We start from the raw sequence: 17,092 nt of genomic DNA, 5'->3' as shown, positions 1-17,092 counted from the left end.
ATAAAAACAACCTGTTAAATTAGGTTGTTTTTATTATTAATGAGCTTTTTTTGCCTCTTCATTTGCTGAAGTTGATATTGGAAGTTCTCTCACTAAGTCATTTAGTTTCATACCAAATACATTTTCATATACTTCTGAATATTTTTGTATAGGAACTACTTCTAGTTCTTTTTTAACTTCTTCAGGAATATCTTCAATATCTTTAGTGTTTTTGAATGGTATTAATATTTTTTTCAATCCACTTCTGTGAGCAGATATTGATTTTTCTCTTAAACCACCAATCGGAAATACTAAACCTCTTAATGTGATTTCTCCTGTCATACCAATTTCTCTTGGAACAGGTTTGTTTGTTAAGGCCGAAACAATAGCGGTTGTAATTGTTACCCCGGCACTTGGACCGTCTTTTGGTACAGCACCTTCCGGAACGTGAATATGTATATCATTTTCATTAAACACTTCTTTTGGAATACCAAACGCTTTGTAGTTTGATTTAACAAAGTCGTAAGCTATTGTTGCAGATTCTTTCATAACATCTCCAAGTTTACCAGTTAATACCAGTCCACCTTTACCTGGGAAGTGATTTACCTCTATTGGTAATATATCTCCTCCGAATTGTGTGTATGCAAGTCCTGTAACAACACCAACTTGTGCTTCATTTTCTTTTTCTGTATGTTCAAAGATACGTTTTTTCAACAATTCATTAACAACTTCTGGAGTTACAGTTAATGACTCCATTTCTTTGTTTAACATTTTTACAACAAACTTTCTAACAATTGAAGCAATTCATCTTTCCAATTGTCTAACACCAGCTTCTCTAGTGTAGTGTTTGATAATTTCGTTAATTGATTCCTTTGTAAAGATAACTTGTTCTTTTGTAACTGCATGATCATCTAATACTTTTGGTATTAAATATTCTTCTGCAATTTTCATTTTTTCAATTTCAGTATAACTTGAAAGTTCAATGATTTCCATTCTGTCATATAACGCTTCTGGAATATTTTCAGGATAGTTTGCTGTTGCAATGAATACAACATCGCTTAAATCATATTCTTCTTCTAAGTAGTGATCTGAGAATTTTGAGTTTTGTTCTGGATCTAATACTTCAAGCATCGCTGAAGCTGGATCTCCTCTGTAGTCACTTGCCATTTTATCAATTTCGTCAAGTAAGAAAACTGGGTTTTTAACTCCTGATTTTTTCATTCCTTGAATAACTCTACCCGGCATTGCTCCTATATAAGTTTTTCTGTGACCTCTAATTTCAGATTCATCTTTAACACCACCAAGAGCCATTTTAACAAATTCTCTACCCATTGATTCAGCAATTGATTTTGCTAAACTTGTTTTACCAACTCCAGGAGGACCTACCAATGTAATGATTTGTCCTTTTACCTTGTTAGTATTTTGTTTAACAGCTAAATATTCAATGATTCTTTCTTTAACTTTATCTAAACCATAGTGGTGTTTATCTAAAACATCTTTTGCAAATTTTAGATCAGTTTTTTCTTCAGTTTTTTGTCATCATGGTGTTTGCATCATTCAATCAATATATGTTCTTGTAATATTTGCTTCTGATGAAGCTGCTGGCATACCTTCACATTTGTCGATTTCTGATAATATTCTTTTTTTAATATTTTCTGGGAAAGGTTCAGTTTCAAGGCGTTTTCTATATTTAGCCAAGTCGTCTCCTTCACCATCCATATCTCCCAATTCTTCTTTAATAGCTTTTAATTTTTCTCTTAAATAGAATTCTCTTTGTTGTTCGTCAACTCTTGATTTAATTTTTTTGCTAATTGTTGATTCAATATCAGCTGATTGACGTTTTTCATCTAAAAAGTCATTGATTATTTCAATTCTTTTTACGGGATCTAACTCTTCAAGCATTGCTTGCTTTTTATCGATAGGCATAAATGGCATTAAGTTTGCCGCACTATCAACAATAAAGTTTGGATCTAAATCACTTGAAGCAGAATTTATTATTTCTTCTACTTCAGAAGGAAATTCATCTTGTGAACTGATCATCGCTTTGATGTATTTTGTAATTTTATCTAATGCGTCTTTATCTGAGCTTTTTAGGCTATCTTTCAATTCATAATTTGCAATATAAAAATCCTTCAATTCAATATCGCTTGTTTCAACACGTGATATTGCTTTTATATTTACAGTTAATGTACCATCTTTTCATTCTTTTTTGATTTTAACTTCGGCTAATACACCGAATGTGAATAATTCTTCAATTTTAGGATCATCTTCTAATGGTTTTTTTTGAGAAACCATTAAGATTTTTCCTTCATATTTTTCTACAGCTTCTTTAACAGCAAGAGTAGTCTTATCTCTACCAATTTCTAAAACTTGGTCAAAATTTGGATAGATGTAACTACCACGAGTTATTAACATAGGTAATTTTTTATTCATAATATTCCTCCTTAGGTACAAAATTATGATAACACATTTTTTAGCACTTGCAAGTGTTAAGTGCTAAAAAATAAAAAAATACAATTTTTTTATTGTATTTTTTAACCATTATTTGAGTATAGGAAATCCACTATTTTTTCTCTAATTATTTCTTCTTTAATTTGTGGTTCTGGCAATAGAGAGTTTTTAATGAAATCAGTTTCTACTCCAAAAGTTTTTGCTAAGTTTTCATATTTTGCTTCAATTTCTTCTTTAGAAACTTCAAATTTTTCAGTATTTCTTACTTGATCAGTAATTAAATAACTTTCAATACGTTTTTTAGCATCATCAAATAGTTCATTTCTAATATCTTCATCAGTTAAACCTGTTTGCTTTTTGTAGTCTTTCATTGTTAATTTTTGAGCTTGTACTTTAGCTTCAAATTCTCTGTATAGAGTATCAATTTCTTTGTTAATTGCTGATTTAGGAATTTCAATTTTTGAACCTTCTCTAATCATATCAATAACTTTGTTTACAAAGATATTTTTTGATTGAGTTGATTTTTGATCAATAATTTGTTTTTTCAAACTATCTTCTAATTCCTTAAATGTTGTAATTCCAGGCAAGTTTAAGTCTTTTACTAATTCATCATCTTTTGAAGGTAAAATTCTTTCTTTAATTTCTTTAACGTTTAATTTGAATTCAGCAGATTTTCCTTTTAAATCAGGTGTGTAGTCTTCAGGGAAAACAACGTTAATTGAGGATTCTCCTAAAGTTTTTCCTATCATTTGATCTTCAAATCCAGGAATCATTTGTCCGCTTCCAATTGTTAATTTAAAGTCTAAACCTTTTCCACCTTTAAAAGCTTCTCCATCAATAAATCCTTCAAAGTCAAATGTAACAGCATCGCCTTTTGCAATTTTTGCTCCATCTTCTTTAATTTTTTCCATTACAAATCTTTCTCTGTATTGGTCAATTGCTTTATCTAATTCTTCTTTTGTAACTTTAACTTCTTCTTTTACCAATTCTTTATCTTTAAGACCTTTGTATTCTCCGATTTTAATTTCAGGCTTTAAGTCAAAAATGAAGTGTAATTCACATTCTTTTTCACTAATTTTTACAGGTGTAGGTACTGGTGATGTAAATGGTTCAATATCAGATTTTTGATCTCTTGCAAATGCTCAAGCTTTTTCCATAATTGATTGAACTGCTGCATTTAAATACTTAACTGGTGTTAAATATTGTTCTATTTTTTCTTTTGGTGCTTTACCTTTTCTAAATCCAGGTATTTCAATACTTGCAGCAGCTTTGTTTTTACCTTTTTTAACAGCTTCTTCTCATTCTTTACCATCTATTGTAACTATTCATGTTCCTTGGCCTTTTTCGGCAACTTTTTTTGCACTAAATTTCATATAAATATCTCCTTTTATATATGTAACATTTTTAATTATAACAAATAATTACCTATTGTTAAGTATTTTAATGTCTAACATACTTCTTAAATTAGTTGAAACAACATCAAAACTATAAAGTTTTTCTTTCAAAGTTTCATATTCTACAGAACTGTCTAATGTTTTTTCAATTGAGGCAAAAACCTTAACAATTGAAGGTATTAATTCTTCAATTGCATCACTAACTGAAAATATCTCCAAATAAGATATTTCATAGTCTAATGTCTTATTCATCTCAATTAATATAATCGACATTTCTACATAAAATTCCAACTTGTTTATAAAATAAATTAATTTCGCAATGTTATCTTCTTCAATAATTGAAGCAATTTTAACTGGATCAAATTTTGAATCAATTAGATTCATATAATCTGTTTTATTTAGATTATTTAAGCTATTATTGTTTTGTTTTAAATCATTCAATAAGCTCTTTATGCCCTTTTTAAACAACTTAGGAACAGATTTTAATTTGTTTATTTCATTATAATAGTTAATAAAGTTAAATGTAAGAGAGTGCTTTGAATCAATTTGTTCTCAATTATTATATAAACAACATCAACAATTAATTGATTTATTACATTCGCACTCCAAAACTATACAAGTACAACTATTAAGCAATTCTTCACATTTGCAACAAGACATATTTTATTCTCCTTAACTCAAAAAATCGTCATTATAACGATTTAAAATTCTTCAAGATCACTTATTTTTTTAATAAACTCAATTGTTCTTAATAAATCACCTTTTGATTGGTTTGAAAGGTTTGAATCTAATTCAACTAAAGCATCAGCTATTCTTGACATATTTTCAAAATCCAATAAAGCATCAGCTGATTTAATGTTAAAACCATCTAACATTTCATTTGGATGTGATAAAAATGAATCAGCAACTCCAGCTTCGTGATATTTAATTAATTTATCGATTTGCTCAAAGTAAGAATTCAATATTACAGGATTGTATAGGTCATCACCTGATTTATTTTTGAATTTAATCATTAAGTCTTTAACTAATTGAATTAAATTTCTATTTAATCGCTTAGTTGATAAAGATATTAAACTTTGTATTTTTTCATTTGATTGAGTCAATGCAATATATAAATTTTTAAATGATTCTTTTTCTCTAGAAATTAATCACCCACCATTACTTCTAATCATTTCAGCTTTTGCACCTCAAACACTTATTGTTTGAGAAGTAATAATATTGCTTAAAATACTTGAAAAGAAAATTCTAATATTTAGTTCTAAAGTGAAATTGAAGTCTCACAATTCAGAATTATCTGGTAATTTTTGTAATTGATCTAGTATTTGGTCATAATCAAGATAAACTACAAAATCCTTTTCATCCATGAACTTTAAACCATCCATACTTATTTTACTTTTCTCATAGTATCTGTGATTTTCAGGTGTTGGAGCTACAATACCATTTTCATAATCCTCAACAAATTTTTTAAAGTTTCTTAATGTTTCAATTAAGATATTATATTTTGAATAGTATGAAACTTCCTCTTTTTCGTTCAAGTTAGCCATAATTGACAGCAATTTTTCTTTTAAATCTTTATCTTGTTTCAAGTTTTTTGCATGAACTCATGATAAAAATCTTGATTCAATCATTTTAATTGTCTTATCTCAATCAATCATTTCTCTATCAACAATAAAAGTATTTTCTAAAGCTTTATCATAAAGTTTGTTTAATTCTTGAACCACATATTCATGATCTAAATAATGATTTTCAGTTGTTGTAATTAAACAGTTTTCTAAAAATAACTTTTTTAGATCTACCAATTCTGATTCTGAAATAAAGTTTCAGTTAAAAGTTTCACCACAAGAAATTATTTCGCTTTCAGTATGAACTCTTTTTTTCATTGAATATCTGTAGAATTCTTTTAAGTTTAAGGCAACTTGTTTTTGTTTTTCTTTATCATTTTTAAAACCCTCACCCATTAAAGCTAAGGTTTTACCTATTATTTTATAAACTAAATTTATTGCGTCACTTGCTGTATATAACATGAAGTACCCCCATATACTCTTTATTATATAATTTTATTGCTTTAAAAAGAATTATATTTGAATTATTTATTAAAAAAACACTATTTAAATAGTGTGTTTTTAATTTCCAGCCTCTTCTTTAAAACTAGATACCAGTTGTTTTATTGAGTTTATTTTGTCTTGTTCAACACTATTTAAGTATATTTCAAGCTTTTTGACTGTTTCTTCAACATTTCCATTAAATGGAATTTTGTATTTTTTAGATAAAACTACTATTTTTTTTCTCAACATATTTTTTCTAACAATTTCTTCAGGCAAGAATAAACTTAAAGGGTCATTTTTAGTTGAATAGTCAACTTTCCATTCAGGTCCCTTCTGAGCTAATTCCTTATTGAATTCCTCATGAATTTCATTTGAAAAATCATCTGCCTCCTGAGAAACTTGTTCAAAAGCAAACAAAATATTTTTCTTAGGATCATTTGATATATTAATTTTATATTTTTTATATTTATCTTGACTTAATTCAGTAATGATTACATTTGGTATTATGTATTCACAAAGATATGTAGACATCACTTTTCTTAATTTAGAAATTAGTTTGAAATAGTATTTATAAAAGAAATATTCTGGCGCTTGTGTAATTTGAGGCATTTCATTAAAAGATGTTGTTAAAAGAATTTTATATTTTTTTCATCAAATATTTTCTAGACAATTTGCATATAATTTTATTCTGTCAATTGTCTTGTTAACAGCATTTATATCCATTAAATCATATAAGAATATTTTTGTCCTTACGAATTTAGAGTTTAAAAAACCTTCCGAAAAGTTTTCTTCATAGTCAAAATATCTAATTTTAAAATCGTAATCCTGAACTTCCATTCATTTCTTTTCAAAGTTACCATCTTTAGAGACTCATCATTTCTCTTTTCCGTGGGTTTCATTTGTAAAGTATGTATGACTTGTTATTTGCTTTAATACTTTTTTCGGCTTTTTAACTTTTATTACAACAGATATAGCAATAATCAATGTAATTGCTATAAACAATATAAATGCCGATACTCCAATTGCATAATACATATTTTAATTCACACTTTCCTTAATTTAGAATTTAATTGCTTTCGCTTATAATTTTATTTTCTTTTTCTTGTTTTTTAATTTCAATTTTTTTTATTTCTTTTTTAACTTCTTTTCGTTTTGATTTTTCTTTTTTAACTACTTGTACTTTTGGTTTTACATTAAATATAGCTTTCAATTTATCTCATATCCCAATATTTGTTTCAATTCTTAATCTTTTATTAAGAATTGATTTTTGCTTATTTGGATGAATACTCAATCAAATAGAAATATTCGAAGTTTTAACTCTTTTTTTCAAGTTATATCAAAAACTAAAATATCTATTTTTAGGGTCAGTAACTTCATCAATAGAAAATTCATACCCTAATATCATAAACGATTTTTGAATTTCGTTAGTTGAATTAAAGTTTGGCTTTTTATCATATTCAACAAAACTTTCCTTAAATTCGTTTTCAGTCTTTCTTTCATTTAAAGTTTCTTCTCTAGTTTTACCGTAAAGTTCTTTTCATAATTTTTCTTTTTCTGCTTGCTCTTTTTCATAGTTTCTATCAATTATTGGTTGAACTTGAACTTTTGATTTTTTACTTGGCTTTTTCTCTAATTTTTTACTTGCATTTTTTTCTTTAGATTTTTTAATTGCTTCTTTTTTCTTTTTCTCTAACTCTTTTTGTTTCGCCAATTGTTCTTTACGCTCTTCTTCAGCTCTTTTAGTTTCTCTCAACCTTGCTTCTCTTGCTTCTTTTTCTTCTCTTGCCTTTGCTTCCAATAACATTCTGTTAATTGAATTTTTTTCAATTGATTTTACATTTTTATTAGATGCTTTATTCACAAACTCTGGAGATTCAGGTTTTTTAACAAGAACTTCTCTTCTAGAATCTTCAATTGCCTTTTGAGTAGCACTTGTTCTGTCTTTTGAAAGATATTCTTGGAATTTTTTAAGTTCTTCTTGCTTTTTATAAAAATCATTTTGTTTTAAACTTCCAAAAGATCCAACTTTTTGTTTTTCATAAAGATAAGCTGATTCATTCATTCACTTTTCTCTTTCAATTTCCATTAAGAAATTAATGTATTCAATTAATTCTTCACGAAAATCAATATCATATGCTTCATATTCTTGCGCAAATAGCATAACTGTTTGACTTGTAAGTCTTTTATCAATTAAATTTTTTACCCTTGTTCTGACTTTTGTTGATAATAAAGAGAAATCGTTTTCATTTTTGTAATTATTTTTTTTAGCCATTACGATTCCCTCTAATTCTATTTCTTTTCAAATGCTATTGATGGTCTTTTGCTTATATCAATACCAGTTGATGTATTACCTTCTAATCTAGGTTTTTCTACCCTGCTGATCTTAGTAGTTTTTGCACTACCCAAAATTCTATTATAAATGCTTGAAATATCATATGAACTAAGCTTTTTATCATTTTGTTTTTCAAGTTCTTTTCTTATTTTTTCAGCATCCTGTTGATATTTTTTAGCCATTTGATTAATTGTTTTTAAATCAATTATTTCTTCTTGATTAATTTGCTCTAAAATATCTTCTTTTAAATCAATTTGCTCTTCTAATTCTAATTTTTCTTCTTTTTCAACTTTATAGTCATCTAATGGAGAAGAAAAAATTCTTTGATTTTGCTTTTCTTGAGCTTTTAAGAAAAACTCAGTTGATTCAGAACCAAAAGGTATATCTCCTAATATTTTTGTTATTCTTTTTGTATTAACAACATTATTGTTAGATTTGAAAGAAATTTTACTTGAACTTGAAGTATCAAACATTGATTTTAAATCAGAAACTTTTTGGTTTCTTCCCTTTAAGTTATCTTTTGTATCTTTAATTTTTGATTTAACTAGAATATCTTGTGAAAATAAATTAGCTGCTTGCTGGTTCATTTTTACATAATCATCATTTTGGAATAAAGACTTTTTAACTTTTCTTTTTGATTCCAATCTTTTTCTTTCTAATTCTTTTTCGTAATCAAGTTTTTTATTACTTACATAACCCAATTTTCTTTGTTCTAGAATTGAAAGTTTCTCATTTATTACTTGAGTTTTGTTCCTTACCTTTTCAATATGCCTTGTTCTTGAATCGGTTCTTTTCTCATCATTTGGGTTCATTTGTCTTATTTGCATTTTTTGAACTGCTTGGTGAACTTCTGGTGTATCACTAGTGTTTTTAATAGGTGTAGATCCTATTTTTCCAGAAAGAGAATTTATTGTGTTTATACCCAGTTTGGCATCTTCCAATATTTTCATCTTAGGAACTCTGTTAACAACTTTGCTTTTTTTATTAGTCATAAAATACACCCCTTTTCAAATTTATACAAAAAATGGACAAGTTTTAGTTAATTCTTGCCCATGATTTGACTATTTAATATTTTTAATAAATTTTCTACTTATTTTTTCTACTCTATCTTTACGTTTTTGCTCTTCTAATTGTTGTAGCACTTCCGCTTTTTGTTCTATTGATTTATAGTTTGGAGTAGTTTCTTTAGCAATTTTTAATGATTTGTCAAATAATTGGTCATCATGAACTTTTGTAAAGTATGCTTTCATTTTTAATTCTGTGCGTTTAATCATTTCTTGTTCGTGTCTAATTTGTGCATCAATACTTGCAATTTCTGTTCTGTATTTAGCATCTCTCTCAAGACGTCTTTCACGTTCTAATCTTAAAACTGTAGCAACACGTTTTTCTTCATTTCTCTTTAATTGACGTTCTTTCATCAATTCTATTAATTTTTGACGTTCTTGTAATCTTCTTAATCTTTCAGCTTTTTCAATAGCTTTTAGATTAAATTCTTCACGTTTTTTAAGTCTTTTTAATTCACGAGCTTCAGTTAATCTTCTAGCACGAGCAACTATATAGCTATTTGCACGTTCAATTTTCATCATATTAATTCTATGACGACGATCATTTCTCAACTCTCTTAGGAACTCAATTTTTTGAGTCATTTCATCAAGAGCCTTACCTTCTCTTTGGTGAGCAGCCATTAAATCATGCATTGCAGGTCTTTTAGCTGCATCATAATTCATTGGATAGTATCCAACTGGATTTTCTTCGTGATAAGGTTTTTTTGATCCAGATGATTTTGATTCATATAAAACTTTACCTGATAAATCAGTTTTTTCTGGATTAACAGATATTTCAAACCCCTCTTTTGAAACTATATTTCTCTTTTCTGGAGCAACAATTTCATCTTTGGCATTATATTCTCTCTTTGCAAGACCTTCATTTATTTCAACATGACCTTGACCAATTAAATCTTCAGTTAAATGTTGTTGGAAAAATTCTGTTCCCAGTTCTAAAGCAGCTAAGTTATCATCCTCATTTGAATTTTGTGATTCATCAAAGTATATATTATTTGCTCTATTAAATTCTTCTCTTGACATATTTTCTCTTGCAACATATCCTAAGTTATCATTGTTATTTGTATTATTCATTTCTTGTTTTTGTGTTTCATTTGATGATTCATTTGATGATTCATTTGAAACTTTTCCCTCATTAATAAAGTCTAATAAATTTGGATCTGGTACGGCTTGTGAAGTCATCAACTCTGTTTCTTCATCAATTGACATTTTTTCGTTTGATGGTGTTTCATCAATAGTTGATTCAACTTTTGAAGCAACTCCAAAACCATTTTGTAAAATACTTTCTGGTTCTCCCATCCCTTTTTCTTCTGCAGCACTTAAAAGATTTTCAATTTCGTAAATGTTTTGTCCAGTTCTTGGAACAGCTGTAAAGTTAAACTGTTCAGTTTTAACTTGGCTTACATAACCAGCTCTTGATAGAATTTCTTCTTTAGTATTTCTATTTGTAGAAACATTACCAGGAGTAAGTTTAGTCATTAAATCTTTTCTCTTTTGATCTGGAGACATAGCAGCAGGTTTAACATCAAGTCTTTCTTTTCAACCTGATACGCCATTATCTTTTCTCTTTTGACCAATAGCATAGTTTTCTCAGAAGTGTTTGAAAATTCTATTAAATTCTCCTTCTCATAAGTCAACTAAATTAGGTTTTCTTGGATCATTTTTTGGTAATGAATCAATTCTTTCAAAAGATGATATTAATTTTTTGTAACTTTCATCTGTTTGTAAGTTATATTTATTAATCAAAGCTAAAGCTTTTGGTCCGAATTTTTGATTTACATAATCAGTTGTTCCAGGTTTTCCATTTATAGTTGATTTACTTGTTGTAGTCTTTTTTGTTGATGTTTTAGCTGCTGCCATACCTAGTTCCTCCATTTAAATACAAAATCATTATACACTATTTCTAGACTTTTTTAAAGCATATTATAGCACTCTATTATACAAAAAAATAGGTTTTAATACCTATTTTATAAATGAGAACGCAATGTTCTTTGGTTTAATTCTCAATGTTTTATACATTGATTCGTTAATTATTGAAGCTACCTTTATGCCGTCCATAAGAAATTTACCCTTTTCAATTGTGTAAACCCTTACAACAACAAACAAGTTAGTTTCTTGATGAATACTTACTGATGCTTTGATATCTCTGTAACCCACAGCATTTGATGTAACATCAAACTCTATAATTTTACTTAAGATTTTTTCATCGATCTCTAAATTTCCTTTAGAATTTCTATCTATAGAAATGTACATATACAAATACCTCTTAGTTTTCTTTTATTTTTAATTTGCTCTTCCAGCATATTTACCATCAGTTGTATTAATTAATACTTTTTCGCCTTCTTTGATAAATAAAGGGACAGTTATTTCTAAACCAGTTTCCACTTTAGCTTTCTTTTGAGCGCCACTTGTAGTGTCCCCTTTTACAGCTGGTTCAGCTTCAATTATTGTAAGTTCAATTTTTTCTGGAATTGTAATACCAAGGATTTCTCCATCATATTCAGTCATTTTAACCATTATTCCATCAGTAATGAATTTTAATTCTCACTCTAATTTTGATGAAGCTATCTCAACTTGTTCGTAAGTTTCTGTATTCATTAAAACACAATTTGTTCCATCATTATAAAGATATTGCATATCTTTCTTTTCAATTAAAGCTTTATCTACTTTTTCTCCACCTGTAAATGTTATTTCAACTCTAGCTCCAGTTCTAAGGTTTTTAACCTTAACTGTAACTTTACCTTGTTGTCTTCCTGTTTTTGAAAATGAGTTTTCTAAAACAACAAAGATGTTTCCATCATATAAGAATGTACTTCCAGGTCTTAAATCGTTTACTGACATAAATTAATCTCCCTTTGATATTTCTAACTCAATTATATATAAAAAATTACATTTTTAGTACATTTTAGTGGAAAATTATTTAAATTAAAAAATCACCTTTTAAGTAATTTATTTTCCAAATTTAACTCCGGTTTTTATAGGCGAATTAGGATCATTAAAAGTTGATGCACTAACCATTTTTTTACCTTCTCTTTGGATTTCTAGTATTTTTAGATACCCATTTGAAGTATTAACTATTATCCCTTCTTTATCTGTTGAAATAACTTCACCATTTGCAAAAATTCTATCCAAAGTAGCTAAATTTTCCTCGTCTTTTATAACCCTTGCTGATTTTATTTTTATTCTCTCCTCGTTTATGAATGTAAAAGCAATTGGTTGAGGACTTAAAGCTCTAATGAAGTTATTTATTTCAAAAGCAGAATTATTTCAATCAATGACTTCTTGTTCATTTTTTAAATTATAAGCAAAAGTAACCTTTGATTCGTCTTGATCAATTCCTTTTATTTTTTCTTCAAATATATCTAAAAGTTTTTCTTCAACCATTCTCTTACCCAAAACAGCCATTTTATTAAATAGTGTTTCAGAATTATCTTCATCATCAATTTCAATTTCTTCTTGATAATAAACTTCTCCAGCATCCATCTTTTTTACCATTTTCATAAGAGATATTCCAGTGGTTTTTTCCCCATTCATGATGGCAAATTGTATTGGACTTCCTCCACGATATTTAGGCAAAATGCTTGCATGTGTATTTATGCAATTTTTAAATAAATCTAAAATTGGTTGGGTAATGAATTGTCCATATGCACAAGTTAACATAAAGTCAGGATTTAATTTTTTTAAATCCTCGAGAATATCTCCAATTTTATAAGGTTGAAATAATGTGTATCCTTTTGTTAAGGCATACTCTTTAACTGGTGAGAATTTGATTTCTTTTTTTCTTCCAACTTGTTTATCAGGTTGTGTTATAACCCCTATAATTTCAACACCAGTATTTTCCAAGCCCTTTAAGATTTCCACAGAAATTTGGGGAGTTCCACAAAATATAACTTTATGCATTTTTTTCTTCCTCCAATAGTTTTTTGATATCCATTTCAAAATTAGGATTATATTCCTTAACAATATCTACAACCCTTTGTAAAACAACAATCATAGCAAGAGTATCTCTATCACAATACTTAAGCATATCTTCTTTTAATATTATTTCATATTCTTCTTGACTTATTACATTATCTAAAAATTGTCTAAAAGTTTGACTTGCTTTATCACCTTTGTTAATTTTTAAATCCTTATAACTTAAAGAACTATCTAAACCTGGTTGAGTTTTTTTAATTGAATATGACCCCCTAAAGTCAGGGTGATAAATTAATCAATTATCTTCTTTCTTTTTAAAGAATTCCATTAAATCAATTGTGTTGTGATAAATATATTCAAGAGGCTTGGAAAGTTCAGGATATGAATAAATCATATTTTTAATAACTCCTCTTTCAAAAGATTTGTTATATGCAACATAAACTCCAGGGCCATATGCAAAACAATCTCTAATAAAGTTTACTAAAAACTCTGGTCTTGGATCTTCTTGTTTATCTGCAATAAAATTTAAATGTTTCATTGTGTTTATTGGATCATTAAAATCATAATCAGGATTGTCGATTACATGAATTGAATATTGAAATGGTATTTGTTCATAAGATCAAGAATTATCATATTTTGGAATTGCTCATTTAACAGTTTCAAAATCATACATATAAACAGGATATTTATAATAATCTTTTAAAAGAGACATTAATGAGTCTATACCATCTTCTCTAATAATATCTTTAGCTTCAATTTTATTTTTTTGTAAATAACTTCTTACTGTTCTTATAATTCTTAACTCATCTTTTTTGAACAACGAACCTTTATCTTCATTAAATTGTGATTTTTCAACATCCACAATATTTTCAATATATATAGATTTTTCATCTCTTGAGTGGACAATTGCAGCTTTTGGTTTGAATCTTGTTAATTCATATAGATTAAACTTACTTTTATCATAATACCTAACAACATGATGACAAGCAGATTCTTTAATAGAATAATTGTATTTAGTATAGTTAAATGAAACTTTTCCACAATTAGTGTTATTTAAAATATTTGAATTTTCAAAAGATTTAGATATTTCTAGAATAGTTTCATCAAAATCGAATCCATTGTCTTCCATACCAATTATCATTTTATTTAGACCACAATCTTTTTTTGTATTTTCTAACTTGTCAGTTATTCTTATTAATTGTGAATAATTTAAGTCTGACTCATCAGATTTTGGTTTTTTAATTTTTTCCAAATTATCTTTTACTTCATTTTCAAAATCCATTTCGTAAAAAGAAATAAGAAAATTTGATCTGTTTTCATCTATTCCAATACCTCTTACATAATTTTTATTTATTAACCCAACGTTAACATCATCTACAATATAACCATTTTTTTCTAAAACTTTTTTTTGGTACATAACATCAAAGAAATGAACAATTTTTGATTGAGTAGATGCTTTAAATTCAACAATTGTTACATGTCTATTTCCATGATTTATTAAAACGTCACATCTAACTCTTAACATTGAATCCATATATTCAAAAGAAGGTTCAAAAAGATATTTTACTTTGTTGTCTTGTAAAGCCTTTTTAGTTTCTTCTATAGTTTCTTCATAACCTTTTTCTTGAAAATCTAAGAATTCAAAGTTTGTTTTATCTTTTAAATTATCTTTATATAGTTTTTCAATAAAGTATTCCCTAGCAGCGTCCCCAACAGAATTACCATCAACAATAGTTTCTGCAGGTAAACCAGATATTTCAAAACCATTAAGATCTTCCATTTGTTTAAGTAACATATTTTTTTGCTTTAATTCAGTTTTGCTTAATTCATTATCTTCTTTTTCCAACAAGTCAGAATAAAGATCAATTGCATTAAAACCAGATGAAGTATCGTAATTTCCATCCTTTTCAATTTCAACTTTATAATGTGTTTCAATTTTCTTCTCTTTTTTAAGTTTTACTGCTAATTTAAAATTATCAAGACTATGAAATATTCAAGCAATTTTAGGGCATTCAGCCATGTATCTTTTAAAGTCTTCTTTGGTTACTCTAATACTATTTTTCATATTTTATTTCCTTTCTAAACAAAAAAAACATATTTAAAATATGTTATTTATTTCTTCTTGGTATAAACTTAACTGTTGTCATTTTAATGGCTTTGTCCAATTGAAGATTCGCATCTTTATTTTCTTTTTGATTTTTTTTCTCAACTTTAATATTTTTCATTTCTTCTTTAACTTGCACTTTATATTCAACCGCTTTAGCCTTTTCTTCTTGTTTAAGTACCACTTTTTCTTGTTTAGTAAGTTTTACTTTTTTTTCAGCAATAGCAATTCTTCTTTGAGTGTTTTCAAGATCAATTTCACCATTAACTTGTCATGCAGTTACATAGTTATTTTTTCCAGACTTTGTTGTAATACCTTCAACTTCGTAAGCATTTGTTGAAACTAGTTTATTGGTTTTTGGTTCATACATTTGAACAACAACATCAAATACATCTCTGTATTTATATTCTTGACCTTTTCTTGCATAAACTTTTTCATATTCAATTTTAATGTTTTTGATATTTTGAGTTTTTGCAAGATAATTTTTGATTTCTTCTTTAACTACCTTTTTTCTCTTTTGTTGCTCAACTTTTTGTGCTTTTTTACTTGTAATTGATGAAACAATAACAAATACTAAAACAACTAAAACAACTACTCCAATAACTATTGTGCTTGTATTTCCTGCTAAAAACATACAACATTCCTCTTTCTTTAAATCATATTTATTTTAACTTATTTTATCTAATTATTTAAAACTTTATCAATAACTCCACCACCAAGGCATACTTCTCCAAGGTAAATAACTGCTTCTTGACCTTCAGTAACTGCTCTTACAGGTTCTTTGTAAGTTATAACTATCTTATTTTCACTAATAACTTCTACTTCTACTTTAACATCTTTTTGTCTGTATCTAAATTTGGCACTACATTCAAATTTATTTGAATCAAAGTAACTATTATAATTTGCAATAAAATTGAATTCTTCTACTATACATTGTTTTGATTCTAAATAACTTTCATCACTTAATGGTGACACATACAGAATTTTGTTCTCAATATCTTTTTTAGCAACATAATAAGGTTCTTTTTGACCACCTAAATTAAGACCTTTTCTCTGACCAATTGTGTAATACATAACGCCAATGTGTTCTGATATTTTTTTGTTTGTTTTTATATCGACAATATCTCCTGGTTGGTTTGGTATATAGTTTTGCAAGAATTTTGTAAAGTTTCTTTCTCCAATAAAACATATTCCAGTTGAATCTTTTTTTTCTGCAGTTATTAAGTCATATTTTTTAGCTATCTCTCTGATTTCGCTTTTTTCATATCTTTGTAGTGGAAACATTGTTCTGGATAGTTGTTTTTGATTTAATTGGCATAAAAAATAACTTTGATCTTTATTTTCGTCAAAACCTCTGATCAATTCAAATTCATTATTTTTTTCATTAAACCTAACTCCAGCATAGTGTCCCATTGCAATGTAGTCAGCTTTTAATTCGTTAATGGCATAATCTAAAAATTTATCAAATTTGATATATTTGTTACATAAAATATCTGGATTTGGTGTTCTTCCTTTTTTGTATTCACTTACAAAATATTCAAAAACATAATCTCAATATTCTTTTATAAAATCTATCCTATGTATTTTTATATTTAATTTTTCTGCCACTTTTTTGGCATCTAAATAATCTTGTTCCTGAGGGCAAATATCTCCTTCTAAGTTATTACCAAGAATATCATTATTTAAGTTACTATCTCAGTTTCTCATGAAAAGACCCTCAACTTCATAACCTTGTTCTAATAATATTGCAGCTGTAACTGAAGAATCAACTCCCCCACTAAGACCAACAATAACTTTCTCTTTTTTCATAA

Annotated in this window: 14 protein-coding genes; all 14 read right to left on the bottom strand. The window is 27.3% G+C overall.

All coding sequences use genetic code 4. The features are described 5' to 3' along the window. Positions 1-36: 36 nt before the first annotated feature. Positions 37-2,412 (bottom strand): endopeptidase La, encoded by a 2,376-nt coding sequence (gene lon / locus SMONO_RS01630; protein WP_101780615.1) that lies wholly within the window; start codon positions 2,410-2,412, stop codon positions 37-39. A gap of 101 nt (positions 2,413-2,513) precedes the next feature. Beyond that, positions 2,514-3,803 (bottom strand): trigger factor, encoded by a 1,290-nt coding sequence (gene tig, locus SMONO_RS01625; RefSeq protein WP_101780614.1) that lies wholly within the window; start codon positions 3,801-3,803, stop codon positions 2,514-2,516. Between the two features lie 48 nt (positions 3,804-3,851). Next, positions 3,852-4,484 carry a hypothetical protein gene (locus SMONO_RS01620; RefSeq protein WP_101780613.1) on the bottom strand — a complete coding sequence of 211 codons (633 nt, stop codon included), beginning with the start codon at positions 4,482-4,484 and terminating at the stop codon, positions 3,852-3,854. Positions 4,485-4,525: 41 nt separating this feature from the next. Then, on the bottom strand, positions 4,526-5,848 hold the full coding sequence (locus SMONO_RS01615) for a hypothetical protein (RefSeq protein WP_101780612.1): 1,323 nt from the start codon (positions 5,846-5,848) through the stop codon (positions 4,526-4,528). A gap of 99 nt (positions 5,849-5,947) precedes the next feature. After that, positions 5,948-6,904: a hypothetical protein gene (locus tag SMONO_RS01610; RefSeq protein WP_101780611.1), complete on the bottom strand. Its 957-nt coding sequence runs from the start codon at positions 6,902-6,904 to the stop codon at positions 5,948-5,950. Positions 6,905-6,935: 31 nt separating this feature from the next. After that, positions 6,936-8,141, bottom strand: a complete 1,206-nt coding sequence (locus SMONO_RS01605) for a hypothetical protein (RefSeq protein ID WP_101780610.1) — start codon at positions 8,139-8,141, stop codon at positions 6,936-6,938. A 17-nt stretch (positions 8,142-8,158) separates the two neighbouring features. Continuing rightward, positions 8,159-9,193 (bottom strand): hypothetical protein, encoded by a 1,035-nt coding sequence (locus SMONO_RS01600; RefSeq protein WP_101780609.1) that lies wholly within the window; start codon positions 9,191-9,193, stop codon positions 8,159-8,161. Between the two features lie 69 nt (positions 9,194-9,262). Then, a complete protein-coding gene (locus tag SMONO_RS01595; RefSeq protein WP_101780608.1) occupies positions 9,263-11,122 on the bottom strand; it encodes a caldesmon family protein in 1,860 nt (619 codons plus the stop codon). 102 nt (positions 11,123-11,224) lie between these two features. Continuing rightward, entirely contained in the window at positions 11,225-11,515 is a 291-nt protein-coding gene (locus SMONO_RS01590; protein ID WP_101780607.1) for a hypothetical protein, read from the bottom strand. Positions 11,516-11,545: 30 nt separating this feature from the next. Next, positions 11,546-12,103 carry an elongation factor P gene (gene efp, locus SMONO_RS01585; RefSeq protein ID WP_101780606.1) on the bottom strand — a complete coding sequence of 186 codons (558 nt, stop codon included), beginning with the start codon at positions 12,101-12,103 and terminating at the stop codon, positions 11,546-11,548. A 108-nt stretch (positions 12,104-12,211) separates the two neighbouring features. After that, a complete protein-coding gene (fmt, locus tag SMONO_RS01580; RefSeq protein ID WP_101780605.1) occupies positions 12,212-13,162 on the bottom strand; it encodes a methionyl-tRNA formyltransferase in 951 nt (316 codons plus the stop codon). Continuing rightward, on the bottom strand, positions 13,155-15,242 hold the full coding sequence (locus tag SMONO_RS01575) for a DUF2779 domain-containing protein (protein ID WP_101780604.1): 2,088 nt from the start codon (positions 15,240-15,242) through the stop codon (positions 13,155-13,157). The genes fmt and SMONO_RS01575 overlap by 8 nt, the downstream gene beginning before the upstream one ends. Positions 15,243-15,285: 43 nt before the next feature. Further along, entirely contained in the window at positions 15,286-15,915 is a 630-nt protein-coding gene (locus tag SMONO_RS01570) for a hypothetical protein (RefSeq protein WP_101780603.1), read from the bottom strand. Positions 15,916-15,962: 47 nt separating this feature from the next. Then, on the bottom strand, positions 15,963-17,090 hold the full coding sequence (gene mnmA, locus SMONO_RS01565; protein WP_101780602.1) for a tRNA 2-thiouridine(34) synthase MnmA: 1,128 nt from the start codon (positions 17,088-17,090) through the stop codon (positions 15,963-15,965). Positions 17,091-17,092: the final 2 nt, after the last annotated feature.

It is taken from the genome of Spiroplasma monobiae MQ-1, assembly GCF_002865545.1.
In the GTDB taxonomy this organism is placed as follows: Bacteria; Bacillota_I; Bacilli_A; order Mycoplasmatales; family Mycoplasmataceae; genus Spiroplasma_A; species Spiroplasma_A monobiae.
Note: the sequence above shows the minus strand (reverse complement) of the source record. Positions and strands in the feature narration are given on the sequence as shown.